Below are 25,651 nucleotides of genomic sequence, written 5' to 3' on the forward strand. Positions count from 1 at the left end.
TGTTCGCAAGTAAGGAGTATGAAAATGGCAGTTGCTGATATTAAAACGGCGGAAATCGTCAAAGACAACGCGCGCAGCGCAAACGATACGGGTAGCCCTGAAGTTCAAGTTTCATTGCTAACAGCCCGCATCAATGAATTAACCCCCCATTTCAAAGCTAACGCTAAAGATCATCACAGCCGTCGTGGTTTGTTGAAGATGGTTTCACGCCGCCGCCGCCTTTTGGATTACCTCAAGGGCAAGGATTTGGGTCGCTATCGCGCATTGATCGAGAAATTAGGTCTCCGTAAGTAATTCTTATCGGTATTGCAATGCCATCTATCTTAGGGTTGTTTCGTCACCGAATCAGTCTTAAGCAGATGGCATGTTTTTTGGGCGCTTCAAGATTATTTGTGTAGGGGATCGTGTCATTCCAATGAGTTTCTGGGTTGTGAAATCCAGTGTCTCCCTGGAATGGCATCCCTTGTGATCTTCAAACGCTCCAGTGTTGTCGTGACACTGCTTTATCCCACGACAAGCGTGAAATCCATGTGGCTTTTACGTGAACAATTTGGAGAAGATCAGAATGACGATGTTTAAAAAAGCAGTAAAGACGTTTCAATGGGGCAATCATCAAGTAGTTATGGAGACAGGCGAGATTGCTCGTCAATCTGGTGGTGCTGTCATCGTTAACGTGGACGACACAGTAGTGATGGGCACAGTAGTTGCCTCTAAATCCGCTAAGCCAGGCCAGTCATTTTTCCCATTGACTGTTGATTACTTAGAGAAAACTTACGCCGCTGGAAAAATTCCTGGTGGCTTCTTCCGTCGTGAAGGCCGTCCATCCGAAGGCGAGACATTGATCTCCCGTTTGATCGATCGTCCATTACGCCCATTATTCCCTGAAGGTTTCTTGAACGAAGTTCAAGTAGTCATTCATGTGTTGTCTATCAACCCAGATGTTCCTGCTGATATTCCTGCATTGATCGCTGCATCTGCAGCCTTAGCTGTTTCAGGTATTCCATTTGCTGGTCCAGTTGGCGCAGCACGTGTTGGTTACGCTAACGGTCAATACCTCTTGAACCCAACTCGTACAGAGCAAGCTACTAGCGAAATGGATTTGATTGTTGCTGGTACACAAGCTGCTGTATTGATGGTTGAATCAGAAGCCAATCAGCTGTCTGAAGAAATCATGTTAGGTGCGGTTGTATATGGTCATGACCAAATGCAAACTGCGATTAACGCCATTAACGAATTGGTAACCGAGGCTGGCAAGCCAGAGTGGGATTGGACTGCCGCACCGAAAGATGAGCCATTTATCGCCAAGGTCACTGCATTAGCTGAAGCCCCATTACGCGAGGCTTATCAGATTCGTCAAAAAGGTGCTCGTTCAGACAAGCTCAAAGAAATCACTAAAACAGTTATAGCCAAGCTACAAGAAGAAGGTGATGTTGACGCTGTTGCCGTTAACGATATCTTGTTTGAAATCGAAGCGAAAATTGTTCGTAGCCAGATTTTGAATGGCGAGCCACGTATTGATGGTCGTGATACACGTACCGTTCGTCCGATCGAAATTCGTAATGGCGTATTACCACGCACACACGGTTCAGCATTGTTTACCCGTGGTGAGACACAAGCTCTTGTAGTGGCTACTTTAGGTACTGCACGTGATGAGCAGATCATTGATGCACTCGAAGGTGAGTACCGTGACCGCTTCATGTTCCACTACAACATGCCTCCGTTCGCCACTGGCGAAACAGGGCGTGTAGGTAGCCCTAAGCGCCGTGAAATTGGTCACGGTCGTTTAGCTAAACGTGCATTGATTCCAGTATTGCCAAGTGCAGAAGATTTTGCGTACAGCATTCGTGTGGTTTCAGAAATCACTGAGTCCAATGGCTCTTCATCCATGGCTTCCGTTTGCGGCGGCTGTTTGGCAATGATGGACGCTGGTGTTCCGGTTAAAGCGCACGTTGCTGGTGTTGCAATGGGCTTGATTTTGGATGGCAACCGTTTTGCTGTGTTGACAGACATCTTGGGTGATGAAGATCACTTGGGCGATATGGACTTTAAAGTTGCAGGTACTGCTAACGGCATTACTGCTTTGCAAATGGACATTAAAGTTCAAGGTATCACTAAAGAAATTATGCAAGTTGCATTAGCTCAAGCTAAAGAAGGTCGTTTGCATATTTTGAGCAAGATGCAAGAAGCGATGGGTTCAGTGCGTACTGAATTGTCTGCACATGCTCCACGCATGGTTTCTTTCAAGATTCATCCAGATAAGATTCGTGAAGTAATCGGTAAGGGTGGCGCAACCATTCAAGCCTTGACCAAAGAAACTGGTTGCAGCATCGACATTAAAGATGATGGCACCGTAACAATCGCCTCTACTTCTGCTGAAGGCATGGCTGAAGCCAAAGCACGTATCGAAGGCATTACTGCTGAAGCTGAAGTAGGCAAGATCTACGAAGGCCCAGTAGTGAAATTGCTTGAGTTCGGCGCTTTAGTAAATATTCTTCCAGGTAAAGACGGTCTCTTGCACATCTCAGAAATCTCTAATGAGCGTGTAAAGGAAGTTAAAGACTATTTGGCAGAAGGCCAAGTTGTGCGCGTGAAATTGTTAGCTGCTGATGAGCGTGGTCGTTTACGTTTATCTCTCAAAGCTGCGATGGCTGAAGAGGGTGGCACGATTGCTCCTTTGGCAGGTGCTGAAGCTGCTCCCACATCTGGCGAAAACGCTTAAGTAGTTCAGTTAACAAGCGGAATTCATATGCGCGTAATAGAAATCAAAGAATTTGGCGCACCAGAAATGCTGGTGTCTGCCACTCGTCCTGATCCAGTGCTTCCTGGTGCTGGGTCTGGCGAGATTTTGATTCGTGTTTTGGCTGCTGGGATTAATCGTCCAGACGTTTTGCAACGTAAAGGCCATTACCCGGTTCCAGCAGGCGCATCTGATATTCCTGGCCTCGAAGTGGCTGGTGAGATTGTTGGCGGTGACTTAGCTCACGTCGATAATCTGTTTGGGCTAAAGGTTGGCGATAAGGTGTGCGCGCTAGTGCAGGGCGGTGGTTATGCAGATTTGTGCATTGCACCCATAGCACAGTGTATGCCTTACCCAAAAGGATTTACTGATCAAGAGGCTGCCGCATTACCGGAAACGTTTTATACCGTGTGGAGCAATGTCTTCATGCGTGGCCAACTATCTGAAGGCGAAACTTTATTGGTTCAAGGTGGCTCGAGCGGTATCGGCGTAACTGCTATCTTGATTGCGAAAGCCTTAGGTCATACAGTATTTGTGACAGCTGGTACTGATGAGAAGTGCGCTGCTTGTGTAGCTTTAGGTGCTGACTTGGCGATCAACTATAAGACGCAAGACTTTGTCGAAGAAGTGAAGAAGGCAACTGACGGTAAGGGTGTCAATGTCATTCTAGATATGGTCACCGGCGCTTACGTGCAAAAAGAAATCGATTGTCTGGCTGATGACGGTCGTATTGTGATTATTGCAATTCAGGGTGGATCAAAAGCTGAAGTGAGTACGAATCAAATTTTGCGTCGTCGCTTGACCATTACGGGTTCTACATTACGCCCACGTCCAGTGTCATTTAAGAAGCAGATTACCCAGCAGTTACATGCCCATATCTGGCCTTTGCTAGATGCGGGGAAGTTAAAGCCGGTGATTTATAAAACATTCACCTTAGACCAAGCGGCTGATGCCCATCGTTTGATGGAGTCTTCTGAGCACGTTGGCAAGATTGTGTTGACCGTTTAAGTGTTGAGCTAGATTTATGCGTCCCATCACCGTTATCGGCAACTGGAAAATGAATGGCAGCTTTGCAAGTAATGCAGACTGGATCAAGACTGTTTGCCGTGGCATGGAGCAGGGAATGCCTGCGGGTCGTAAGTATGTAGTGTGTGCTCCAACACCTTATTTGTCACAGTGTGGTGATTTAATTCGTGACTGCTCTTTAGCTTTTTTAAGTTTAGGTGCTCAAGATGCGTCAGCTTATCCGGCGGGAGCTTATACCGGTGATGTTGCAGCAGCTATGCTGAAAGAGTTGAATTGTGCCTACGTCATCGTGGGGCATTCGGAGCGCCGCCAGTACCATCAGGAGACTGATGGGCAGATAGCAGAAAAAGCACTGCAGGTATTAGACAACGGCATGATTCCTGTGATCTGTGTTGGTGAGTCTGCGGATGAGCGCAACTCTGGACGTGAAGTTGAGGTTGTAAGAGGTCAAATTTCAAAGCAAGTTGCGATTTTGCAAGACCGCTTAGCCGATTGTTTGATTGCTTATGAGCCTGTTTGGGCTATTGGGACTGGTAAGGTAGCCAGCGCTCAAATAGCTCAGGATATGCACAGAGCAATTCGATTGCAGTTGGCAGAGTTTGATGAAGATGTAGCTTCCCATGTGGGAATTTTGTATGGCGGCAGTGTCAAACCTGATAATGCCGTTGAACTATTTGCAATGCCAGATATTGATGGTGGATTGATTGGGGGTGCTTCATTGAATCCTCAGGAATTCTTAGCCATTTGTCAGGCCTAGATTTTTTATTTGGAGATAAGCCATGGAATGGTTTAAGACTTTATTGATCGTTTTACAAGTTATTTCAGCTTTGGCTGTGATCTTGCTCGTATTGCTTCAGCAGGGCAAAGGCGCGGATATGGGTGCTGCTTTTGGTTCTGGATCCTCTGGGAGTCTTTTTGGCGCCAGCGGCTCGGCCAACTTCCTTTCGCACACAACTGCTATCTTTGCGGCAATCTTCTTTATTTGCACTTTAGGTATTACTTGGATCGGAAATAAAAAGGAAGCTAGCCCTGGAATTTTGTCTGGCACCATGGCTCCAGTTGCAGTTCCTGCGGCTGCACCTGTAGCCCCAGTTCAAGATCCGACCAAGCCAGCAGTTCCAAAGTAAAAAATAGGGGTTTAAGTAGCTTCTAACGCTATTTTTGAGGTAAATAAGTGGTGCAATGCAGTAGAATTGACAAGTTTTACAAGATGCCGACGTGGTGAAATTGGTAGACACGCTATCTTGAGGGGGTAGTGGCTTAGGCTGTGCGAGTTCGAGTCTCGCCGTCGGCACCAAATTGTAAAAATTGTAGGGGGTTTATGCCCTAAATCAAGGTTTTTTGTAGCGGAGTAATTGATAATTTGTAGCTTCTTAGGACTTACCAGACGAACGACTCAGGGCCATTTTGAATCTCGCTAATTACTTTCCCGTGCTGCTTTTTATCCTTGTAGGTATTGGGGTTGGATTAGTGCCCATGTTCCTCGGAAAAATTTTGGCTCCTTCGAAGCCAGATGCTGAAAAACTGTCTCCTTACGAGTGCGGTTTTGAAGCCTTCGAAGATGCGCGTATGAAATTCGACGTGCGCTACTACCTCATCGCAATCCTATTTATCTTATTTGACTTAGAAACAGCATTCCTGTTTCCATGGGGTGTGGCTCTGCGTGATATTGGTTGGTTTGGTTATGCCTCTATGGTGATTTTCCTATTGGAATTTATCGTGGGCTTTGTATATATCTGGAAAAAGGGCGCTCTCGACTGGGAGTGATCGATATGGCATTAGAAGGCGTTCTCAAAGAAGGATTTGTTACCACTACTGCGGACCAGTTAATTAATTGGACTCGTAATGGTTCTTTATGGCCAATGACATTCGGCCTTGCTTGCTGCGCTGTGGAAATGATGCACGCAGGCGCTTCCCGTTATGACTTGGATCGCTTTGGTGTGGTGTTTCGCCCATCGCCTCGTCAATCCGATTTAATGATTGTGGCCGGTACTTTATGTAACAAGATGGCTCCGGCCCTTCGCAAGGTCTACGATCAAATGCCTGAGCCACGCTGGGTGATCTCCATGGGCTCTTGTGCCAATGGTGGTGGTTATTACCATAACTCGTATTCAGTAGTGCGCGGTTGCGACCGCATTGTGCCAGTCGATATTTATGTCCCTGGTTGCCCTCCAACTGCAGAGGCCTTGATCTACGGAATTATTCAGTTGCAATCCAAGATCGCTCGCACTAGCACGATTGCGCGGAAGGCTTAAACCATGTCAGACCGTTTAGTTCAACTCGCCGCCAATCTAGAAAAAGTTTTAGGTAAGCGTGCTCAATCTATTCAAGTCGCTTTAGGTGAAGTGACTGTTGTTGTACATGCAGATACTTATTTTGAATCTGCCATGCTCTTGCGTGATGAGCCTTCATTGGCTTTTGAACAGTTAATGGATTCATGTGGAGTGGATTACCAGGACTACCGAGATGGACAGTGGGGTGGTCAGCGTTTTGCAGTAGTGACCCATCTTTTGTCTGTTGCCCATAACTGGCGTCTGCGTGTACGTGTATTCGCTCCAGAAGATGCCTATCCAGTAGTCGCCTCTCTCACACCAGTATGGGCTTCGGCTAATTGGTTTGAGCGTGAGGCATTTGACCTTTACGGTATTTTGTTTGATGGCCACGAAGACCTACGTCGTATCTTGACTGACTACGGTTTCATCGGCCATCCATTTAGAAAAGATTTCCCAATCTCTGGCAACGTAGAAATGCGTTATGACCCAGAGTTAAAGCGGGTGGTGTATCAGCCTGTCACGATCGAAGCGCGTGAAATTACCCCGCGTATCGTGCGCGAAGAGCAGTACGGAGGCCCGGTTTAAGTCATGGCACAAATTAAGAACTACACCCTCAACTTTGGTCCTCAGCATCCTGCAGCACACGGCGTACTTCGTCTCGTGTTAGAGCTAGATGGTGAAGTGATCCAGCGCGCTGATCCGCATATTGGTTTATTGCATCGTGCCACAGAAAAATTAGCAGAGACACGTACTTGGATTCAGAACGTTCCTTATATGGATCGTCTGGACTATGTATCCATGATGGCAAATGAGCATGCTTACGTGATGGCGATTGAGAAGTTGCTACAAGTAGATGTGCCTTTGCGTGCGCAGTACATCCGGGTGATGTATGACGAGTTAACGCGTTTGCTAAATCACCTCTTGTGGATTGGTTGCCATGGTTTGGACGTTGGCGCTATGGCAGTGTTCTTGTACGCCTTCCGTGATCGTGAAGATATTTTTGATATGTACGAAGCCGTCTCAGGCGCTCGTATGCATGCTGCCTACTACCGTCCAGGTGGCGTTTATCGCGACCTACCAACACAGATGGCGCAGTACTCCCAATCTAAAATTCGTAGCACATCTGCCATTAAGCGTTTGAATGAGAACCGCAGCGGTTCATTGCTTGATTTCATTGAGCAATTCTCCAATGGTTTTGATGCCAACGTCGATGAGTACTGCAATCTCTTAACGGATAACCGTATTTGGAAGCAACGCTTGGTTGGTATTGGCGTTGTGACGCCTGAGCGCGCTTTGCAACTTGGCTTTACTGGTCCTATGTTGCGTGGTTCCGGTATTGAGTGGGATTTACGTAAGAAGCAGCCTTATGAAACTTACGACAAACTCGATTTTGATATTCCGGTTGGTGTGAATGGCGACTCTTATGATCGCTATTTAGTGCGCATGGAAGAGATGCGTCAATCTAATCGCATCATTAAACAGTGTGTAGCTTGGCTCAAGGCAAATGATGGCCCTGTCATGAGTGACAACCATAAGGTATCTCCGCCAAAGCGTGTTGATATGAAAACCAATATGGAAGAGTTGATTCACCATTTCAAACTCTTTACTGAGGGTATGCATGTTCCTGATGGCGAGGCTTACTCTGCTGTTGAGCACCCAAAAGGTGAGTTTGGAATTTACTTAATTTCCGATGGTGCTAATAAGCCATACCGCATGAAGATTCGTGCACCAGGCTTTGTGCATCTTTCTGCAATGGATGAGATGTCCCGTGGTCATATGTTGGCTGATGCTGTAACCATTATTGGAACCCAAGATATCGTATTCGGGGAGATTGACCGCTAATACAGCGTGCCAAGGATGAATTCATGACAACAACTCTTCAACTATCTGACAAAACGCTCGCAGACATTGCGCGCAATATTGCTAAATACCCTCCAGAGCAAAAGCAATCTGCGGTGATGGCCGCTTTGATTGCTACCCAAACCGAAATAGGTTGGGTTTCACCAGAGGTGATTGAAACAGTTGCCCAAATTTTAGAAATGCCAACCATTGCAGTAGATGAGGTAGCTACTTTCTACAATATGTATGACACCAAGAAAATTGGTAAGTACAAGTTGGTGATCTGTACAAACTTACCTTGCCAGCTAATGCATGGCGAGACCGCAGCAAGCTATTTAAAAGAAACGCTTGGCATTGGCTACAACGAGACTACGCCCTGCGGCACATTTACCCTAAAAGAGGGTGAGTGCATGGGCGCTTGCGGTGATTCTCCAGTTCTGTTGGTGAACAACAAACGCATGTGTAGTCATATGAGTAATGAAAAGATTGATGCCTTATTAAGTGAACTCCGTGCAGAAGGGAAAGCATGACCAGCTTGCACGATAGACACATTAAGCCTTTGATTCTTGCTGGATTGAACGGTGAAAACTGGCGTTTAAAAGATTATGAGAGCCGAGGCGGCTATCAACAACTGCGTCGTATCATCAATGACAAAGTTGCACCAGATGCCATCATTGCTGAATTAAAAGCATCATCATTACGTGGTCGTGGAGGCGCAGGCTTCCCAACCGGATTGAAGTGGAGCTTTATGCCCCGTCAGTTCCCTGGCCAAAAATATTTAGTTTGTAATAGTGATGAAGGTGAACCGGGTACATTTAAAGACCGTGACATCATGCGTTACAACCCACATGCTTTGATTGAGGGCATGATTATTGGTGCCTACACCATGGGTATCTCTGTGGGTTACAACTATATCCACGGTGAAATTTGGGAAGTTTATGCTCGCTTCGAAGAGGCTCTTGAAGAAGCCCGTGCTGCCGGATATCTCGGTGACAAAATCATGGGAAGTGAATTCAACTTCCAGTTACATGCTTCTCCGGGTTGGGGTGCTTATATCTGCGGTGAAGAAACTGCACTTTTAGAGTCGCTTGAGGGCAAGAAGGGTCAACCACGCTTTAAGCCACCATTTCCTGCCAGCTTTGGTTTGTATGGCAAGCCGACCACAATTAATAACACTGAAACGTTTGCCGCTGTGCCATTCATTATGGCAATCGGTGGCCCAGCGTATTTAGAGTTGGGTAAGCCTAACAACGGTGGCACAAAGATTTTTTCTATCTCAGGCGATGTGACTTATCCAGGTAACTACGAAATTCCATTGGGCACGCCATTTGCTGAGCTGTTGAAGCTTGCTGGTGGCATGCGTGATGGCATTCCATTGAAGGCTGTCATTCCCGGTGGTTCATCAGCCCCAGTCATTCCGGGCGCAGAGATGATGACGCTTACCATGGATTACGACAGCATTGCAAAAGCAGGTTCCATGTTGGGATCTGGCGCAGTGATCGTGATGAATGAAACACGCTGTATGGTTCGCGCCTTAGAGCGCCTGTCTTACTTCTATCACGAAGAGTCTTGCGGTCAGTGCACCCCATGTCGTGAAGGTACTGGTTGGTTATGGCGCATCGTGAGTCGTATTGAGCGTGGCGAGGGTCGCCCTGAAGACTTAGATTTATTAAATGATGTAGCAGCCAATATTCAAGGTCGTACAATTTGCGCCTTGGGTGATGCAGCCGCTATGCCGGTTCGTGGCATGCTGAAGCATTACATGGATGAATTTGTGTATCACGTAGAACATAAGCGCTGCTTAGATTCTGTTAAACCTTTATAAGACATTGAGCACGGGACATCTTAAAGTGAGCATGGTTGAAATCGAATTAGATGGTAAGTTGGTAGAGGTTCCGCAAGGTTCGATGGTGATGCACGCCGCGAATAAGCTTGATACTTATATCCCGCATTTTTGCTATCACAAGAAATTATCTATTGCTGCTAACTGCCGTATGTGCCTGGTAGAAGTTGAGAAAGCACCGAAACCTTTACCAGCGTGCGCAACACCAGTCACGCAAGGCATGAAGGTATTTACGCATTCCGCTAAAGCAGTTGAAGCGCAGCGCTCAGTAATGGAGTTTTTGCTCATAAACCATCCTTTGGATTGCCCAATTTGCGATCAAGGTGGTGAGTGCCAGTTACAAGATTTAGCAGTTGGTTACGGTAAATCGAATTCACGCTACGAAGAAGAGAAGCGTGTTGTATTTCATAAGAATGTAGGGCCTCTCATATCCATGCAGGAGATGACCCGTTGTATTCACTGCACCCGCTGCGTTCGCTTTGGCCAAGAGGTTGCTGGCGTGATGGAATTGGGTATGGTCAACCGCGGTGAGCATTCTGAGATTACTACTTTTGCGGGTCAAACTATTGATTCAGAGTTATCTGGAAACATGATTGATATTTGTCCTGTAGGCGCCTTAACAAGCAAGCCATTTCGCTATGCTGCGCGTACTTGGGAATTGGGTCGCAAGCGTTCAGTAAGTCCGCACGACAGCCTTGGTGCAAATACCACTATTCAAACAAAAGCCAATAAAGTCATGCGTGTCGTTGCTTTAGAGAATGATGCAGTCAACGAATGCTGGATTAGCGACCGTGATCGCTTTGCTTACGAAGGTTTAAACAGTGCAGACCGTATAACTACACCTATGGTCAAGCAGGGTGGTCAGTGGTTAGAGACTGATTGGCAGTCTGCAATGGATTATGTTGCCCACTCACTCAAAACCATTTCTGCTGAGAGTGGTCCTGAAGCAGTTGCTGCTTTAGCGCATCCAATCTCTAGTACTGAAGAGTTGTATCTCCTCCAAAAAATGATTCGCGGTCTAGGCTCCAATCAAGTCGAGACTCGCTTGCGTCAAACTGATATCAAGGGCGCTGCTTCTGCTCCATGGTTGGGTATGCCGATTAGCAAATTAAGCGAGTTAGATCGTGTTTTAGTGATCGGTAGCTTCTTGCGTAAGGAGCAACCTTTGATTGCTGCACGTTTACGTACCGCCGCTAAACGTAGTTTGCAAGTTTCCCGTATTGATGCCGGTGGTGATGATTGGTTAATTCCTGCGACTAGTATTGCTGCTACTCCAAGCGCATGGGTAGGTACTTTGAGTGAAGTTGCATTGGTAGTGGCTAAAGCTAAATCTGTTTCCGCTCCAACAGGTACTCCTAATTTAACGGTATCTGCTACTGCGCAAAAGATTGCAGATAGCTTGCTTTCTGGTACATCCACTTCAGTATTGCTAGGCTCTGCCGCAATCGCACATCCACATGCATCTGATTTACATGTGTTGGCGCAATTCATTGCTGAGCAAACTGGTGCAACTTTAGGTTTCTTGCCAGTTGGCGGTAACGCTGTTGGTGCTAGCTTGGTAAACGCGAACGGTGCAGGGGTTGAATCCATCCTGTCTGGTGATCGTCGTGCTGTGATCTTGATGAATATTGAGCCAGATGCTGATTTACCAAATCCTGCGCAAGCGCGTGCTGCATTAGCTAAAGCCAATACGGTGATTGCTCTCAGTGCCTATAAGAGTGCCGATCTTTTAGAGGTGACTGATGTCATTCTGCCGATCTCCACATTTACAGAAACAGTATCTACTTTTGTTAATGCAGAGGCTCGCACGCAAACCATTCAGCCTGCTGTAAAACCTTTGGGCGATTCTCGTCCAGCATGGAAGGTTCTCCGTGTTCTTGGCGGCTTATTGAATTTAGATGACTTCCTCTACAACATGCCAGAAGAAGTATTGGGTGAGGCACTTGGTGAAAATTACTGTACTAAGTTGTCAAATCAATCTACGGCTGCTGGTTTAAGCAATAGCAATACGGGCTCCTTAACAGGTTTAGAGCGTGTATCTGATGTGGGTATTTATGCCGGCGATCAAATCGTACGTCGTTCATCCGCACTACAGTTAACGCGCGATGCTAAGCGTGGCAATCATGTTGGCTTGGGTCAAGACCTCTTTACTGAGTTGGGCTTGAAAGAGGGTAATGCTGTGCGAGTGACCCAAGGTGCTCAATCAGTAGACCTGCCAGTGACATTGGAAGCAAACTTAGCCCAGGGCGCTGTCAGAATTTCTGCGGGCACTATGGCTAGCGCTCAATTAGGATCGATGTTTGGTCCTGTAACTGTTAGCAAGGCATAAGGGACGAGATGGATAATTTCTTGAACCTCGTTACTACCCAAGGCGAAGCTATCTTTGGTTCGCTATGGCCGCTCGTTTGGGCTTTGGTGCGTATTGTGATCATCGTATTGCCGATGTTTGCTGCGGTTGCTTATATGACTCTATGGGAGCGTAAGCTGATTGGTTGGATGCATATCCGCCTTGGACCAAACCGTGTTGGTCCTTTGGGATTATTGCAACCGATTGCCGATGCCTTGAAACTCTTGATGAAGGAGATCATTTCTCCTACGCAAGCAAGTAAGGTTTTGTATTTCATTGCGCCAGTCATGGTGATCATGCCAGCATTTGCCGCCTGGGCTGTGATTCCCTTTCAAGCCAAAATGGTCTTGGCAGATGTCAATGCTGGATTGCTGTATGTGATGGCAATATCATCTATCGGTGTTTATGGCGTGATCCTGGCCGGTTGGTCATCTAACTCTAAGTACCCATTCCTTGGCGCCATGCGGGCTTCAGCTCAAATGATTTCTTATGAAATCGCCATGGGTTTTGCACTGGTTACTGTCTTGTTGACCTCTGGCTCTTTGAACTTAAGCGCAATTGTGGCTTCACAAGAGCAGGGCTATTTCGCTAACATTGGCTTGAACTTCCTCTCTTGGAACTGGTTGCCATTGTTACCAATGTTCGTGATTTACTTCATTTCTGGCGTTGCTGAAACTAACCGCCATCCATTTGACGTAGTTGAAGGTGAGTCTGAGATTGTTGCGGGCCATATGGTTGAGTACTCCGGTATGGCATTTGCGATGTTCTTCTTGGCTGAATACGCTAATATGATTTTGATCGCTGCTCTAGCATCCACTCTGTTCTTGGGCGGCTGGTTGCCGATTGTAGATTTACCAATCTTGCGAGATATTCCTGGTTTCTTCTGGTTGTTTGCTAAAACCTTCTTCCTCTTATCTTGCGTCATCTGGTTGCGCGCTACATTGCCGCGCTATCGCTACGACCAAATTATGCGTTTGGGTTGGAAGATCTTTATCCCCATCTCCGTATTCTGGGTCGTTGTCGTTGGCGCATGGGTTGTATCTCCATTGAATATTTGGAAATAAGTTGATCAATCATGTTTAAGAAAATTTCCCAATTCCTCGATAGCTTAATGCTCAAAGATATTTTGGTCGGTATGTCGATTACCGGTCGCTATCTTTTCAAACCCAAAATTACAATTCAATACCCTGAAGAGAAGACGCCTCAGTCTGTCCGCTTCCGTGGTTTACATGCATTACGCCGTTATGAGAATGGTGAAGAGCGTTGTATTGGTTGCAAGCTGTGTGAAGCAGTTTGTCCTGCTTACGCAATCACGATTGAAACTGCTGAGCGCGATGACGGTACACGTCGTACCAGCCGCTATGACATTGATTTGACGAAGTGTATTTTCTGCGGTTTCTGTGAAGAAGCCTGTCCAGTAGATGCTATTGTTGAAACGAATATCTTTGAGTATTTTGGCGAGAAACGTGGTGACTTGTATTTCACTAAAGACATGCTCTTGGCAGTAGGCGATAAGTATGAAAAAGATATTGCCGCTAACCGCGCAGCTGATGCGCCTTATCGTTAATCGAATCAAGTACAAGAACATATGACATTCGATACCTCTACATTATTTGCAGCATTCTTCTACGCATTTGCTGGCCTTTTGGTGATCTCAGCATTGCGAGTGATTACTGCGCGCAATCCAGTGCATGCCGCACTCTTTTTGGTGCTCGCTTTCTTCTGCGCTTCTGGCTTGTGGATGTTACTGAAGGCAGAGTTCCTTAGTTTGGCTTTAATTCTGGTTTACGTTGGCGCTGTGATGGTGCTCTTTCTCTTCGTGGTCATGATGCTGGACCTTGATATTGAGCATTTGCGTCGCGATTTCAAGAAATTCCTTCCTGTGGCTTTCTTAATGGGTGCAGTCATCGTATTAGAGCTATCGATCGTCTTGATTCGCAGTTTTATCGGTACTAGTACTCCAGTACAGCCCATGCTTGAAGAGATGGCTACTAGCAATACACAAGCTTTAGGTATGTTGATCTTCGTTGACTATGTTTATGCCTTCGAGGTTGCTGGCGTCATTCTGTTAGTGGCCATCATTGCCGCTGTCGCATTGACATTGCGTAATCGCAAGGATTCGAAAGCCCAAAATATTCATGAGCAGGTGAACGTGAACTCTGCTGATCGCATGCGTATCGTCAAGATGGATTCTGATATGGCTGCAAAGCAAGATGCCCGGGGGGAGAAGAAATGACTATTACCCTCGCTCACTACTTAGTGCTTGGTGCAATCTTGTTTGCGGCTAGCGTGATTGGTATTTTCTTAAACCGCAAGAACATCATCGTGCTTTTAATGGCAATTGAATTGATGCTCCTCTCGGTGAACATGAACTTTATAGCCTTCTCTCATTATTTGGGGGATATGGCTGGTCAAGTATTCGTATTCTTTATTTTGACTGTGGCTGCTGCTGAGGCGGCAATCGGTTTGGCAATTTTGGTTGTTCTCTTCCGTAAGGTGGACACCATCAATGCTGAAGACCTTGACCACCTAAAAGGCTAGTCATGCAATTGACCTTAACTCTTCCTGTTCTCTGCGCAATTCCGCTGGCGCCATTATTTGGCTCAGTTATTGCCGGGTTCTTTGGTACCAAATTAGGTGGCAACCGCATCGGTAATGGTGCTTGCCAGTTCGTCACCATTCTGGGTGTGATGCTTGCTTTCGTTCTGTCTTGCTTTGTACTTGTGCAAGTCATGGATGGCTTCTATTTCAATGGCACTGTGTACCGCTGGATGCAATTGGGTGAACTCAATTTGGATATTGGTTTCTTGATTGATCCACTGACAGCCACCATGATGTGTGTAGTGACCTTTGTCTCTTTGATGGTTCACATCTACACCATTGGTTATATGAAAGGTGAGGAGGGTTACAACCGCTTCTTCTCTTACATCTCACTCTTTACCTTCGCCATGTTGATGTTGGTAATGAGCAATAACCTCTTGCAACTCTTTTTCGGTTGGGAAGCAGTGGGCGTGGTTTCTTATTTACTGATTGGCTTCTACTATGAGCGTCAATCGGCTGTATTTGCCAATATGAAGGCCTTCTTGGTCAACCGCGTTGGTGACTTTGGTTTCATTCTCGGTATTGGTTTACTGTTAGCCAGCACTGGTTCCATGAACTACGACGTGATCTTTGCTCAGAACACGGCTTTGGCTGCACAAACATTGCCAGGAACTAGCTGGAATTTAGTCACTGTAGCTTGCATCTGCCTCTTCATTGGCGCGATGGGTAAATCAGCTCAATTTCCATTGCACGTTTGGCTGCCAGACTCCATGGAAGGCCCAACCCCAATTTCTGCATTGATTCACGCTGCAACCATGGTGACAGCCGGCATCTTCATGGTGTCACGTATGTCGCCTTTATTTGAGCTATCTGATGCGGCATTGAGCTTTATCTTGGTGATTGGTTCGATTACTGCACTCTTTATGGGATTCTTGGGTATCGTCCAAACCGACATCAAGCGGGTGGTAGCTTATTCAACACTGTCTCAGTTAGGTTATATGACTGTCGCCTTGGGTGTCTCTGCGTACCCAATCGCCATTTTCCATCTGATGACGCATGCATTCTTCAAGGCACTTTTATTCCTTGCTGCGGGTAGCGTGATTCTAGGTATGCATCACGAGCAAGATATGCGCAAGATGGGTGGTCTTTGGAAATACATGCCAATTACTTGCCTGATGATGTTACTGGGTAATCTGGCATTGGTCGGCACGCCATTCTTCTCGGGATTCTATTCAAAAGACTCTATCATTGAAGCGGTAGCAGCTAGCCACATACCTGGATCTGGATTTGCTTACTTCGCAGTCATGGCCAGCGTCTTTGTCACAGCGCTATATTCATTCCGTTTGTATTTCTATGTGTTTCACGGTAAAGCCCGTTGGGGACATGATGATGCTCACGCGCATGATCATCATCATGATCATGCAGAGCAGGGCGATGATCATGCGCACCATGGTTTAGCTCCCGGTCAAAAACCACATGAGTCACCCTTTGTTGTGACCTTACCGTTGATCTTGCTGGCAATTCCTTCAGTCATCATCGGTTTCTACACAATTACACCTTTGTTATTCGGTACCTATTTCGGCGATTCTATTTTTATTGATCTAGCTCGCCATCCAGTCATGAAGGAGTTAGAGGATGAATTCCACGGCCCAATCGCCATGGCAATACATTCATTCACTTCACCAGTATTGCTATTAGTTGTTCTGGGTGTGTTGACTGCAGCGATTGGTTACCTCTGGGCTCCAAAGTTGCCTGGTGTAGTTGCTCAAGCATTTGCGCCTATCAAGAAGTTGATGGATAACAAATACTATCTCGACGATCTAAACCAAGCGGTATTCGCTAAAGGTTTGTTATGGATCGGTGGCATCTTGTGGCATCGCGGTGATCAACAGGTTATTGACGGCTTCTTGGTTAACGGTAGTGCGCATGCAGTAGGGCGCTTTTCCACAGTTATTCGCCATTTGCAATCCGGTTATCTCTATCACTATGCCTTCGCAATGATTGCGGGCTTAGCGGTATTGTTGGCTTGGGTTTTATACGCTTACCTGCCTTTTGTTCGCTAGGCCTTTGTTACTTAAGTAGCCATCATGATTCTTTCTTACGCCATCTGGATTCCGATTTTCTTCGGCATCATTATTTTGTTCTACGGTTCGGAGAAGCCGACTGCCGGTGTTCGCTGGCTGGCTCTTGCAGGCTCTGTTCTTGGCTTTATTGCTACTCTGCCTTTAGTGATGCAATTTGATATTGCCAATCCTGGTATGCAATTTGTTGAGAAGATGAGTTGGATTCCGCGATACGACATTAACTACCACTTGGGTATCGATGGCATATCGGTCTGGTTTATTGTATTGACAGCATTCATCAACATCTTCGTAGTGATTGCAGCTTGGGAAGTGATTGATAAGAAGGTTTCGCAATATATGGCCTCTTTCTTAATCCTTTCTGGATTAATGATTGGGGTATTCGCTGCCCTTGATGCTTTGTTGTTTTATGTATTCTTCGAAGCAACTCTAATCCCGATGTACATCATCATTGGCGTATGGGGCGGTCATAACCGGATCTATGCGGCATTCAAGTTCTTCTTGTACACCTTGCTTGGCTCATTGCTGACCTTGATTGCCATGCTGTACCTGTACAACGTGACGAACACTTTTGATATCTTGGCTTGGCATAACGCACGCCTAGACATTGTTGAGCAAATCCTCTTGTTCTTTGCCTTCTTTATGGCTTTTGCTGTAAAGGTTCCAATGTGGCCTTTGCATACTTGGTTACCAGACGTTCACGTTGAAGCGCCTACTGGCGGATCTGTCGTGTTGGCTGCGATTATGTTGAAGCTCGGTGCTTATGGCTTCTTGCGCTTCTCATTACCAATTGCTCCAGATGCAAGTCAGTATCTTGGCCCATTCATCATCTTCTTATCCTTAGTGGCTGTGATTTACGTAGGTGCAGTGGCGCTGGTTCAGAAAGACATGAAGAAGCTAGTAGCCTACTCCTCAGTAGCGCATATGGGATTTGTGACCCTTGGCTTCTTCCTCTTCAGTCCTCTGGGTATTGAAGGCGGTATTGTGCAGATGATTTCTCACGGCTTTGTTGCTGGCGCCATGTTCCTTTCCATTGGTGTGCTGTATGACCGCATGCACACTCGTCAAATTGCGGATTACGGTGGTGTTGTACACCGCATGCCTGCCTTTACAGCGTTTGCAGTCTTAATGGCAATGGCCAACTGTGGTTTGCCTGCTACCTCTGGATTCGTGGGTGAGTTCATGGTGATTTTGGCTGCCGTGGATTACGATTTCGTGATTGGTATCTTGGCCGCGACTGCTTTGATTCTGAGCGCTGCTTATTCCTTATGGATGGTTAAGCGTGTGTTCTTCGGCGCGATTACCAATGCGCATGTTGAAGAATTAAAAGATCTCAATGTGCGCGAGTATTTCATGATGGCAGTGTTATCCATCTGCGTAATTGGTATGGGCGTTTATCCAAAACCGTTTACCGACGTCATTCATCCAGCCGTGATTAATCTGCTACAGCATGTCGCTGTCAGCAAACTCTGAGTAAAAGCTAATGCAAGCATTCGACCTATACGCCGTCCTGCCGGAACTCGTTTTACTGGTGGTCACCTGCTTTTTGCTGGTGGCGAGTGTTTATGTACCTGAGCGTCAGCCAGCCACTCCGGGTGTAGAGCAAGACATATTCCACACACCACGTGGCGTTGGTTTTGTTTACTTTTTCACCATCATCTTGTTGGTGTATTTGATCTTTGCATTTGTAGGTCGCATGGGGGATGTATCCATTGTGGCTATGAATGGCTTATTTCAGTCAGACCCTATCTCAAACCTCTTAAAAGCTTGTTCATGCGGCGCTGTATTGGTGAGCTTGGTGTATTCAAAGCAGTATCTGACTGATCGCGCATTGTTCCGTCCTGACTTCATTGTCTTGGCTTTGCTAGCCCTGTTAGGTCAGTGCGTATTAATCTCGGGTGCAAACCTGCTCACGCTCTATTTAGGTTTGGAGCTGATGGCTTTGCCAACCTATGCTTTGGTTGCGATGCGTCACAGCAGTGAGAAGAGTGTTGAAGCCGGCATCAAATACTTTATCTTGGGTGCTTTGGCGTCTGGTTTCTTGCTCTACGGTATGTCTATGTTGTATGGCGTAACTGGTTCGCTCGATTTAATTGAGATCTTCAGAACGGTAGCTGATCCACGCGTTAATCATTTGGTAATGGCCTTCGGCTTAGTGTTCATTGTTTCTGGCTTAGCCTTTAAGTTGGGGGTTGTGCCGTTTCATATGTGGGTTCCTGATGTATATCAAGGCGCACCGACAGCAGTGACTTTAATGATTGCAGCTGCACCGAAGTTAGCTGCTTTTGCTCTGCTATTTAGACTTTTAGTAAATACACTTTTGCCGCTGATGGGTGATTGGCAGCCAATGTTAGCAATCCTTGCCGTTCTATCCTTGGTAGTAGGAAACGTCACTGCTATTGCGCAAACCAATATCAAGCGGATGCTAGCTTATTCTGCGATTGCGCAGATGGGCTTTGTATTGCTGGGCATGTTATCCGTGTTTGATGATCATGCATTTAGTGCATCGATGTTCTATGCCATTACCTATGTATTAACTACCTTAGGTAGTTTCGGCCTACTCATGATCCTGTCACGCAAGGGCCACGATTGCGAAACCATTGATGACCTCAAAGGTTTAAATAAGCGCCACCCCTGGTTTGCCTTTATTGGCTTAGTCATGATGTTCTCCCTGGCCGGTATTCCGCCAACAGTGGGCTTTGCTGCCAAACTTGGCGTACTTGAAGCCTTGGTGGATGGTGAGCATACTTTCTTAGCAATTATTGCCGTGATGGCTTCCTTGATTGGTGCCTTCTACTACCTGCGAGTTGTTAAGGTGATGTACTTTGATGAACCAAAAGAAGGGCACGCTGTGACGATTTCTGGATCAGGCTTTGCTCGTGGACTATTGAGCTTGAATGGAGTATTGGTTCTAGCTTTAGGAGTTTTTCCGGCTGGGCTGATGGCCGTTTGCTTGGATGCAATGCGCCGCACCTTATTAGGCTCATAGGCCAAATTACCATTTAGCTACTGATATAGGCTCCTGATAGGAGCCTTTTTCTTTGCCGTCACCTGAATTTTGTATGATGGACGTTCAAATAATGAAAGAAGCACCATGACTGAAAAATCATTTAAAGACCTGCCAATCGGTGATGCCCATTTGAGGGAACAGCGCTTATCCGGCGAGGATATTTACAGTGGTATCTTTTTGAATATGAAGCGCGACCAAGTCAGTCTGCCAGATGGCAATCAGGCCGTACGTGAATATCTGACGCACCCTGGCGCAGTCGCTATTCTGGCGATCTTAGATGATGGCAGGGTGTTGATGGAGCGCCAATATCGCTACCCCATTGCAAAGGCCTGCATTGAGATTCCTGCGGGTAAGTTAGAAATTGGTGAAGATCGATTGCTTTGTGCTCAACGAGAGCTTGAAGAAGAGACTGGCTATTCTGCAAGTAAATGGAGCTTTATTCGTCGCATCCATCCTGTGATCTCTTACTCGACCGAGTTTATTGATATCTATCTTGCTGAAGGTTTAGTCTCCGGCAAAAGCCACTTAGATGATGAAGAGTTTTTGGATGTATTTGCCGCCCCTTTGGAGCAGTTATTAGAGTGGGTAGAGCAGGGTGAAATTACTGACGTAAAGACGACCATTGCGACCTATTGGTTGGATCGCTATCGGCGTGGTTTAGTAAGTCCTGAGCCTATCTTGGGGTAATTCAACAATCCTTTAAAATAGGGCTATTGAATTTGGAATTTTTGCCCCTATATAAGTCTTATGAAAGTTTATAACTTAGCTTGCCCCCTAAATCATCGCTTTGAGGGATGGTTTGCCTCTGAAGAGGATTGCCTTGCTCAGCAAGACAAGGGAATGCTGGCGTGTCCTATTTGCGATAGTACCGAGATTACTCGGATGCCATCGGCACCCCATATTGCTAAATCAGGATCTAGCAAAGATATCCCGACTTCGACTGAGTTGACAGTGGCTAGTTCAGCCACAACTGATCATGCTGGTGTCAGCGGCACATTGAGTGGGGATGTCCTTGCTTTGACTGGTAGCGATCATTCTCAGCTAGAGGCGCAGGTACAGGCAGCCTTTTTAAAAGGCATGCGTGATTTAATGGGTAGATCCGAAGATGTAGGAAACTCTTTTGCAGAAGAGGCTAGAAAGATTCATTACAAAGAGTCACCCGAGCGCAGCATCCGCGGCCAAACCACTCTAGACGAGGCTGAGGTCTTGCGCGACGAGGGGATTGAGGTTATGGCCATGCCCATGATACCTGCCTTCAAAAATACCTTGCAGTAGCCAGCACCTTCCTAATTCCCCTATACTTAATATGTACTCAGATTCTGGATATCACCATTAATTAGGATAGGAGAAGTACCCATGAAACGCTTTTTTCTAGCATTGTTCGCCGCTGTTCTAGCGCTCACCATTGTGGCTTGCTCTAAGTCCTCCGATACCAAAGAAATTAAGGTTGCTGTTTCTCCTGCATCCCCACCCATGTTATTTGATGACAAAGGGCAGATCGTTGGCGTTGATATGGATATTTTCCAGGGCTTTTGTCAGTCGCGCGGCTGTACTTTAAAAGTCACTCCGTATGATTGGGCTGGAATGTTGGGTGCTGTCTCTAGCGGACAGGCTGACGTAGCTTTCTCAGGAATTTCTATTACCGACAAGCGCAAAGAGGTCATGGATTTTTCTCAGCCTTACTATGACAATGCTTGGCATCTTGTGAGCATGAAGAATAAAAATATTCAGATCACTGACTTAAATCAGCTCAAGAAATATTCCATTGGCTACCCACGTGGCATGGCTTACGATGACCTGATTAAGAATGAGCTAGAGCCCAAAGGCTACTATTCATTAAGCAAGGTTAAGCTCTATCCCTCATATGCAGAAGTGATTACCGATTTGCAGAACGGTAATTTGGATCTCGCCTTTATTGAGGAGCCGGTATTCCTTAATTACGAGAATAAACTCCAGTTACCGATTCAGAGTAGCTATGTATTCAAAGGGTTTGATAAGCTAGGCTTTGCTTTTGCTAAAGGCTCTAAGCTGCGCGATGACTTTGATAAATACCTCAATGAACTGGGCCCAGAAAAAATCAAAGCCATTCTGGATAAGTGGATGAAATAAGCTCCATTCATTAATACCTCAATCAGTAGTCGAAAGCCTGCCCTGTGACCTTTCTGGATATTCTTTCCCAGTTAGGCCAGGGCATTTCTTATACGGTTCTCGTCACTTTCGTTTGCTCACTCACGGGCTTAGTGGTCGGCCTATTTTTAGCAAGCCTACGCCGCCTCGATATTTCCTGGCTAAGCCCGCTGATTGACTGCTACACCTATGTCTTTAGGGGTGTACCAGTTTTAGTCTTACTGTTTATGGTGTACTTTGGCCTACCAGGTATTGGCTTTAAGGTTCCGCCTTTGATGGCGATGGCGCTCAGCTTAGGCCTTGTGGCATCCGCTTATTTAGCAGAGGTATTTCGGGGAGCATTTAACTCGGTAGATCCTGCTGAAGTGATTGCAGCCCAAGCCATGGGAATGACCCGTACTCAGGTACTGCGATTTATTGAGTTACCGCAGATGCTACGATTTTCGGTGCCGGGCATGGTTAATGAATTCACCTCAGTGCTGAAGTATTCTCCATTTGCTTATACGGTGGGGATTCCAGAGATTACCAAGCAAGCCATGACACTTACTTCAACCACGCTCCGTGGCATAGAGGTCTACCTAGCTGTGGGCATTTTATATTTTGTAATTTACCGGATTTGCTTAGTCGGTGTTCAATTGCTGAACAAGCGTTTCCAAATTCCAGGGATGACTCCAGCATGAGCACCAGTAAGAGCGCTAGCGCTACATTATTTAAAGAGGTAATCCTGTGACATTAATTCAAGTGAGGGATTTGGTAAAAGAATTTGATGGGCAAACCGTCCTATCCAACATTAACCTCGATTTAAAAGATGGCGATGTGCGAGTCTTGATGGGCGCCTCTGGCTCTGGTAAATCTACTTTATTGCGTTGCCTTAATCGCTTAGTTGAGCCGACCTCGGGATCCATTGTTTTCAGAGGCAAGGAAGTGCTGCATCCTGACGTAGATGTACGGGAGCTGCGTAAGCAAATTGGTTTTGTGTTTCAGCAATTCGCCCTTTACAGTCATCTCACCGTATTGGATAACGTATCACTAGGCCTGCGCAAGCTACACAAGATGGGTAAGGCTGAGGCGAAAGAAAAAGCCCTCCTAGAGCTATCCCATTTTGAAATGACATCCCATCAAGACAAATATCCCTCGCAGCTTTCTGGCGGACAGAAGCAGCGGGTTGCTATTGCCCGTGCACTCGCCATGGATCCAGCTGTCTTGGTGCTCGATGAGCCTACCTCAGCACTGGATCCCGTGATGTCTAGAGATGTTGCTGATCTGATCAACCGCTTGCATAGTGAGGGGATCACGATGATCTGTGTGACCCATGACCTGAACTTGGCACGCAATATTGCAGATACGGTGATGTTCCTCGATCGTGGCGTCATTCGGGCTGATGATCGAATCGAGGTATTGAGTAAACATTCTGATCCAGATATCAAAGCCTTCTTTGGTGCTGAGGAGAAGCATTAATGGGAGGATGGCCATCCTTCGTTCGCGATCTTACGGAGCAGATGCCCTTGATTTTGACGGGGCTGGTGAAGACGCTGCAATTGGCTGGCTTGATTAGTGTTTCAGGACTGCTTTTAGGGATCGTGGTGTTTTATCTCACGCTGAGTAAAAACCAATACGTGCGTAGAGCCACCAATTCTTACATCTCCTTTTTTATCGGAATGCCGTTAATTGTTCTATTGTTCTTGATGTATTACGGCCTGCCACAGTGGGGCATTCGACTCTCTCCATTTACGGTCGCTTTCATTGGCTTTACATTCAATGTAGCAGCTTACAACGCGGCATATCTAAAGACTGCCTTCAATGGTTTGGATAAAAGTCAGTTGGAAGCGGCTAGTGCACAGGGCTTCAGTCCACTACAGATCTTTCGCTTGATTACTTTGCCACAGGTAATTCGCCTTTCTATTCCAGCGCTCACCAATCAAGTGATTGCTAATCTCAAAGACAGTTCAGTTGCTTTCTTGATCCAGTACACCGAATTCTTTGCTCGAGTGCAAGAGTTGGCCGCAACCAACTTCCAATTCTTTAAAGCTTATTTTTTGGCCGCCTTAGTCTATCTGGCTCTGGTATCGGTGATTGTGTTATTTGCTCGTGCCATCGAGAGGCGCTACCTGATTCCTGCTTAGAGTCACTACTGAATCAAAAATGAATGATAAAAAATAGCGACCCGAGGGTCGCTATTGTCATCTGCAGATACTCTCTGCGATTAATGCTTACTTCGAAGTCGGCATCACAAACTCTGCACCCTTGGCAATACTCTCGGGCCAGCGCTGCATCACGCTTTTTTGCTTGGTATAGAAACGAACACCTTCTTTACCGTAGGCATGCATATCACCAAAGAGGGATTTCTTCCAACCGCCAAAACCATGCCAAGCCATTGGAACTGGAATAGGTACGTTAATACCAACCATGCCCACTTGTACGCGGCGAGCAAATTCACGGGCAATATTACCGTCGCTCGTAAAGCAAGCTACGCCGTTACCAAACTCACAGGAGTTCACTAAATTGAGTGCTTCGGTGAAGTTTGCTACACGCATGCAAGAGAGGACTGGTCCGAAGATTTCTTCTAAATAGATCTTCATTTCAGCAGTCACGTTATCAAACAGTGTGCCACCGATAAAGAAGCCATTCTCATGCCCCGGTACTTTCAAACCGCGACCATCTACTAATAACTTTGCGCCGGAGGCAACACCGCTATCGATGTAGCCAGTAATGCGCTCTAAGGCCGCTTTAGTAACGATAGGGCCCATTTCAGCATCGAGCTCCATACCGTTCTTCACCTTCAGGGTCTTGGTACGCTCGATCAGTTTTGGCATGATTTTCTCGGCAACATCGCCAACCAGCACCGCCACTGAGATTGCCATGCAGCGCTCACCAGCAGAGCCATAGGCTGCACCAATCAAAGCATCAATCGTCTTATCGATATCAGCATCTGGCATTACTACCATGTGATTCTTAGCACCACCTAAGGCCTGGGAGCGCTTACCGAAGTGTGCGCAACGCTCATAGATGTAGTTAGCAATGGGAGTAGAGCCTACAAAGCTCACTGCCTTGACATCGGGATTCTCAATCAAGGCATCAACCGCTTCTTTATCGCCTTGCACTACGTTAAACACACCATCAGGCAAGCCAGCCTGGGTCAGCAACTTCGCCATGAACAAGGATGCGGATGGATCAGTTGGGCTAGGCTTCAGAATGAAGGTATTGCCACAGGCAATCGCCACTGGGAACATCCACATAGGGACCATGACGGGGAAGTTAAATGGCGTCACTCCAGCAACCACACCTAAAGGCTGGCGCATGACCCAGTTATCAATATCGGTAGACACTTGCTCGGTGTAATCACCCTTGAGCAGTTCTGGAATACCAGTAGCAAATTCAACAATCTCAATACCGCGAGTCACTTCGCCCTGTGCGTCGGTAAATACTTTGCCGTGTTCTGCGGTAATAATGGCAGCCAATTCATCACGGTTGGCGTTGAGTAGCTCAAGATACTTAAACATAATGCGAGCACGGCGCAATGGGGAGGTCTGGCTCCAAGTCTTAAATGCTGTCTGTGCATTTGCTACAACCTCATCAACCTCTTTGCGGCTAGCTAGGGCTACGCGTCTTGCGACAGCGCCTGTGGAGGGATTAAATACATCGGCAAAACGACCATCTTTAGGGTTGACGACTTTACCGCCAACGAAATGGCCAATATCTTCTTTTGATGTAAAAGCTTGGGGTGCGCTCATAGTGATTTACTTAATATTCTATTATCTGGTTTCGGGTTCAATAAAGATGCTTGGGCTATATTCCGCACAACTCTGTGGTCTCGTTTATTCTACTGA

26 protein-coding genes and 1 tRNA gene are annotated in these 25,651 nt (G+C 46.5%); 26 read left to right on the plus strand and 1 reads right to left on the minus strand.

Translation table 11 applies throughout. The features are described from left to right. Positions 1–24 precede the first annotated feature (24 nt). From rpsO to FD977_RS04270, 26 genes are all read left to right on the plus strand, one after another. The gene (gene rpsO, locus FD977_RS04145) at positions 25–294 is read left to right on the plus strand and encodes a 30S ribosomal protein S15 (RefSeq protein WP_112204355.1); all 270 of its coding nucleotides are present in this window, start codon (positions 25–27) and stop codon (positions 292–294) included. A gap of 271 nt (positions 295–565) precedes the next feature. Continuing rightward, a complete protein-coding gene (pnp, locus tag FD977_RS04150; RefSeq protein WP_215306573.1) occupies positions 566–2,719 on the plus strand; it encodes a polyribonucleotide nucleotidyltransferase in 2,154 nt (717 codons plus the stop codon). A gap of 27 nt (positions 2,720–2,746) precedes the next feature. After that, positions 2,747–3,745, plus strand: coding sequence for an NAD(P)H-quinone oxidoreductase (locus tag FD977_RS04155; protein WP_215306575.1), 999 nt, complete (start codon positions 2,747–2,749; stop codon positions 3,743–3,745). A gap of 16 nt (positions 3,746–3,761) precedes the next feature. Next, entirely contained in the window at positions 3,762–4,520 is a 759-nt protein-coding gene (tpiA, locus tag FD977_RS04160; RefSeq protein ID WP_215306577.1) for a triose-phosphate isomerase, read from the plus strand. Between the two features lie 22 nt (positions 4,521–4,542). After that, positions 4,543–4,890, plus strand: coding sequence for a preprotein translocase subunit SecG (secG, locus tag FD977_RS04165; RefSeq protein WP_215306579.1), 348 nt, complete (start codon positions 4,543–4,545; stop codon positions 4,888–4,890). 85 nt (positions 4,891–4,975) lie between these two features. Then, a tRNA-Leu gene (locus FD977_RS04170) sits at positions 4,976–5,060 on the plus strand. Between the two features lie 110 nt (positions 5,061–5,170). After that, a complete protein-coding gene (locus FD977_RS04175) occupies positions 5,171–5,530 on the plus strand; it encodes an NADH-quinone oxidoreductase subunit A (protein WP_011902892.1) in 360 nt (119 codons plus the stop codon). 5 nt (positions 5,531–5,535) lie between these two features. Then, positions 5,536–6,018, plus strand: a complete 483-nt coding sequence (locus FD977_RS04180) for an NADH-quinone oxidoreductase subunit B family protein (RefSeq protein WP_011902891.1) — start codon at positions 5,536–5,538, stop codon at positions 6,016–6,018. Between the two features lie 3 nt (positions 6,019–6,021). Next, a complete protein-coding gene (locus tag FD977_RS04185) occupies positions 6,022–6,621 on the plus strand; it encodes an NADH-quinone oxidoreductase subunit C (RefSeq protein WP_215306581.1) in 600 nt (199 codons plus the stop codon). Positions 6,622–6,624: 3 nt separating this feature from the next. Further along, positions 6,625–7,878 (plus strand): NADH-quinone oxidoreductase subunit D, encoded by a 1,254-nt coding sequence (locus tag FD977_RS04190; RefSeq protein ID WP_215306583.1) that lies wholly within the window; start codon positions 6,625–6,627, stop codon positions 7,876–7,878. Positions 7,879–7,901: 23 nt separating this feature from the next. Then, positions 7,902–8,405: an NADH-quinone oxidoreductase subunit NuoE gene (nuoE, locus tag FD977_RS04195; protein WP_215306585.1), complete on the plus strand. Its 504-nt coding sequence runs from the start codon at positions 7,902–7,904 to the stop codon at positions 8,403–8,405. Continuing rightward, entirely contained in the window at positions 8,402–9,700 is a 1,299-nt protein-coding gene (nuoF, locus tag FD977_RS04200; RefSeq protein ID WP_215306587.1) for an NADH-quinone oxidoreductase subunit NuoF, read from the plus strand. The genes nuoE and nuoF overlap by 4 nt, the downstream gene beginning before the upstream one ends. Before the next feature lie 31 nt (positions 9,701–9,731). After that, complete coding sequence (nuoG, locus tag FD977_RS04205; protein ID WP_215306589.1) at positions 9,732–12,047, plus strand: NADH-quinone oxidoreductase subunit NuoG; 2,316 nt, start codon at positions 9,732–9,734, stop codon at positions 12,045–12,047. A gap of 8 nt (positions 12,048–12,055) precedes the next feature. Next, the gene (gene nuoH, locus FD977_RS04210; protein ID WP_215306591.1) at positions 12,056–13,129 is read left to right on the plus strand and encodes an NADH-quinone oxidoreductase subunit NuoH; all 1,074 of its coding nucleotides are present in this window, start codon (positions 12,056–12,058) and stop codon (positions 13,127–13,129) included. An 11-nt stretch (positions 13,130–13,140) separates the two neighbouring features. After that, the gene (gene nuoI / locus FD977_RS04215) at positions 13,141–13,632 is read left to right on the plus strand and encodes an NADH-quinone oxidoreductase subunit NuoI (protein ID WP_215306593.1); all 492 of its coding nucleotides are present in this window, start codon (positions 13,141–13,143) and stop codon (positions 13,630–13,632) included. 21 nt (positions 13,633–13,653) lie between these two features. Continuing rightward, complete coding sequence (locus FD977_RS04220; RefSeq protein ID WP_215306595.1) at positions 13,654–14,301, plus strand: NADH-quinone oxidoreductase subunit J; 648 nt, start codon at positions 13,654–13,656, stop codon at positions 14,299–14,301. Beyond that, on the plus strand, positions 14,298–14,606 hold the full coding sequence (gene nuoK / locus FD977_RS04225) for an NADH-quinone oxidoreductase subunit NuoK (RefSeq protein ID WP_046329952.1): 309 nt from the start codon (positions 14,298–14,300) through the stop codon (positions 14,604–14,606). Before FD977_RS04220 ends, nuoK begins: the two co-directional genes overlap by 4 nt. Positions 14,607–14,608: 2 nt before the next feature. Beyond that, positions 14,609–16,669: an NADH-quinone oxidoreductase subunit L gene (gene nuoL / locus FD977_RS04230; RefSeq protein ID WP_215306597.1), complete on the plus strand. Its 2,061-nt coding sequence runs from the start codon at positions 14,609–14,611 to the stop codon at positions 16,667–16,669. A 24-nt stretch (positions 16,670–16,693) separates the two neighbouring features. Then, entirely contained in the window at positions 16,694–18,160 is a 1,467-nt protein-coding gene (locus tag FD977_RS04235) for an NADH-quinone oxidoreductase subunit M (protein ID WP_215306599.1), read from the plus strand. 10 nt (positions 18,161–18,170) lie between these two features. Then, on the plus strand, positions 18,171–19,676 hold the full coding sequence (gene nuoN / locus FD977_RS04240) for an NADH-quinone oxidoreductase subunit NuoN (protein ID WP_215306601.1): 1,506 nt from the start codon (positions 18,171–18,173) through the stop codon (positions 19,674–19,676). A 105-nt stretch (positions 19,677–19,781) separates the two neighbouring features. Next, on the plus strand, positions 19,782–20,384 hold the full coding sequence (locus FD977_RS04245) for an NUDIX domain-containing protein (RefSeq protein WP_215306603.1): 603 nt from the start codon (positions 19,782–19,784) through the stop codon (positions 20,382–20,384). Positions 20,385–20,444: 60 nt separating this feature from the next. Continuing rightward, a complete protein-coding gene (locus FD977_RS04250) occupies positions 20,445–20,972 on the plus strand; it encodes a DUF1178 family protein (RefSeq protein ID WP_215306605.1) in 528 nt (175 codons plus the stop codon). Positions 20,973–21,053: 81 nt separating this feature from the next. After that, positions 21,054–21,806, plus strand: a complete 753-nt coding sequence (locus tag FD977_RS04255; protein WP_215306608.1) for a transporter substrate-binding domain-containing protein — start codon at positions 21,054–21,056, stop codon at positions 21,804–21,806. 44 nt (positions 21,807–21,850) lie between these two features. After that, a complete protein-coding gene (locus FD977_RS04260; protein ID WP_215306610.1) occupies positions 21,851–22,504 on the plus strand; it encodes an amino acid ABC transporter permease in 654 nt (217 codons plus the stop codon). Between the two features lie 46 nt (positions 22,505–22,550). After that, the gene (locus tag FD977_RS04265; RefSeq protein WP_215306612.1) at positions 22,551–23,282 is read left to right on the plus strand and encodes an amino acid ABC transporter ATP-binding protein; all 732 of its coding nucleotides are present in this window, start codon (positions 22,551–22,553) and stop codon (positions 23,280–23,282) included. Further along, the gene (locus FD977_RS04270) at positions 23,282–23,947 is read left to right on the plus strand and encodes an amino acid ABC transporter permease (RefSeq protein ID WP_215306614.1); all 666 of its coding nucleotides are present in this window, start codon (positions 23,282–23,284) and stop codon (positions 23,945–23,947) included. The genes FD977_RS04265 and FD977_RS04270 overlap by 1 nt, the downstream gene beginning before the upstream one ends. A gap of 87 nt (positions 23,948–24,034) precedes the next feature. On the opposite strand, the gene FD977_RS04275 is transcribed toward FD977_RS04270, so the two are convergent. Next, positions 24,035–25,555 carry a CoA-acylating methylmalonate-semialdehyde dehydrogenase gene (locus FD977_RS04275; protein ID WP_215306616.1) on the minus strand — a complete coding sequence of 507 codons (1,521 nt, stop codon included), beginning with the start codon at positions 25,553–25,555 and terminating at the stop codon, positions 24,035–24,037. Positions 25,556–25,651 lie beyond the last annotated feature (96 nt).

The sequence above is a fragment of the Polynucleobacter sp. AP-Elch-400A-B2 genome (genome assembly GCF_018688355.1).
GTDB lineage: Bacteria > Pseudomonadota > Gammaproteobacteria > Burkholderiales > Burkholderiaceae > Polynucleobacter.

Coding starts and splice junctions, on each gene's coding strand:
- FD977_RS04255 (WP_215306608.1), top strand. CDS start 21,054: ATGAAACGCTTTTTTCTAGCATTGTTCGCCGCTGTTCTAGCGCTCACC.
- rpsO (WP_112204355.1), top strand. CDS start 25: ATGGCAGTTGCTGATATTAAAACGGCGGAAATCGTCAAAGACAACGCG.
- nuoL (WP_215306597.1), top strand. CDS start 14,609: ATGCAATTGACCTTAACTCTTCCTGTTCTCTGCGCAATTCCGCTGGCG.
- nuoF (WP_215306587.1), top strand. CDS start 8,402: ATGACCAGCTTGCACGATAGACACATTAAGCCTTTGATTCTTGCTGGA.
- FD977_RS04275 (WP_215306616.1), bottom strand. CDS start 25,555: ATGAGCGCACCCCAAGCTTTTACATCAAAAGAAGATATTGGCCATTTC.
- tpiA (WP_215306577.1), top strand. CDS start 3,762: ATGCGTCCCATCACCGTTATCGGCAACTGGAAAATGAATGGCAGCTTT.
- FD977_RS04235 (WP_215306599.1), top strand. CDS start 16,694: ATGATTCTTTCTTACGCCATCTGGATTCCGATTTTCTTCGGCATCATT.
- nuoE (WP_215306585.1), top strand. CDS start 7,902: ATGACAACAACTCTTCAACTATCTGACAAAACGCTCGCAGACATTGCG.
- FD977_RS04190 (WP_215306583.1), top strand. CDS start 6,625: ATGGCACAAATTAAGAACTACACCCTCAACTTTGGTCCTCAGCATCCT.
- nuoG (WP_215306589.1), top strand. CDS start 9,732: ATGGTTGAAATCGAATTAGATGGTAAGTTGGTAGAGGTTCCGCAAGGT.
- nuoK (WP_046329952.1), top strand. CDS start 14,298: ATGACTATTACCCTCGCTCACTACTTAGTGCTTGGTGCAATCTTGTTT.
- secG (WP_215306579.1), top strand. CDS start 4,543: ATGGAATGGTTTAAGACTTTATTGATCGTTTTACAAGTTATTTCAGCT.
- nuoH (WP_215306591.1), top strand. CDS start 12,056: ATGGATAATTTCTTGAACCTCGTTACTACCCAAGGCGAAGCTATCTTT.
- nuoN (WP_215306601.1), top strand. CDS start 18,171: ATGCAAGCATTCGACCTATACGCCGTCCTGCCGGAACTCGTTTTACTG.
- pnp (WP_215306573.1), top strand. CDS start 566: ATGACGATGTTTAAAAAAGCAGTAAAGACGTTTCAATGGGGCAATCAT.
- FD977_RS04250 (WP_215306605.1), top strand. CDS start 20,445: ATGAAAGTTTATAACTTAGCTTGCCCCCTAAATCATCGCTTTGAGGGA.
- nuoI (WP_215306593.1), top strand. CDS start 13,141: ATGTTTAAGAAAATTTCCCAATTCCTCGATAGCTTAATGCTCAAAGAT.
- FD977_RS04185 (WP_215306581.1), top strand. CDS start 6,022: ATGTCAGACCGTTTAGTTCAACTCGCCGCCAATCTAGAAAAAGTTTTA.
- FD977_RS04270 (WP_215306614.1), top strand. CDS start 23,282: ATGGGAGGATGGCCATCCTTCGTTCGCGATCTTACGGAGCAGATGCCC.
- FD977_RS04155 (WP_215306575.1), top strand. CDS start 2,747: ATGCGCGTAATAGAAATCAAAGAATTTGGCGCACCAGAAATGCTGGTG.
- FD977_RS04220 (WP_215306595.1), top strand. CDS start 13,654: ATGACATTCGATACCTCTACATTATTTGCAGCATTCTTCTACGCATTT.
- FD977_RS04180 (WP_011902891.1), top strand. CDS start 5,536: ATGGCATTAGAAGGCGTTCTCAAAGAAGGATTTGTTACCACTACTGCG.
- FD977_RS04245 (WP_215306603.1), top strand. CDS start 19,782: ATGACTGAAAAATCATTTAAAGACCTGCCAATCGGTGATGCCCATTTG.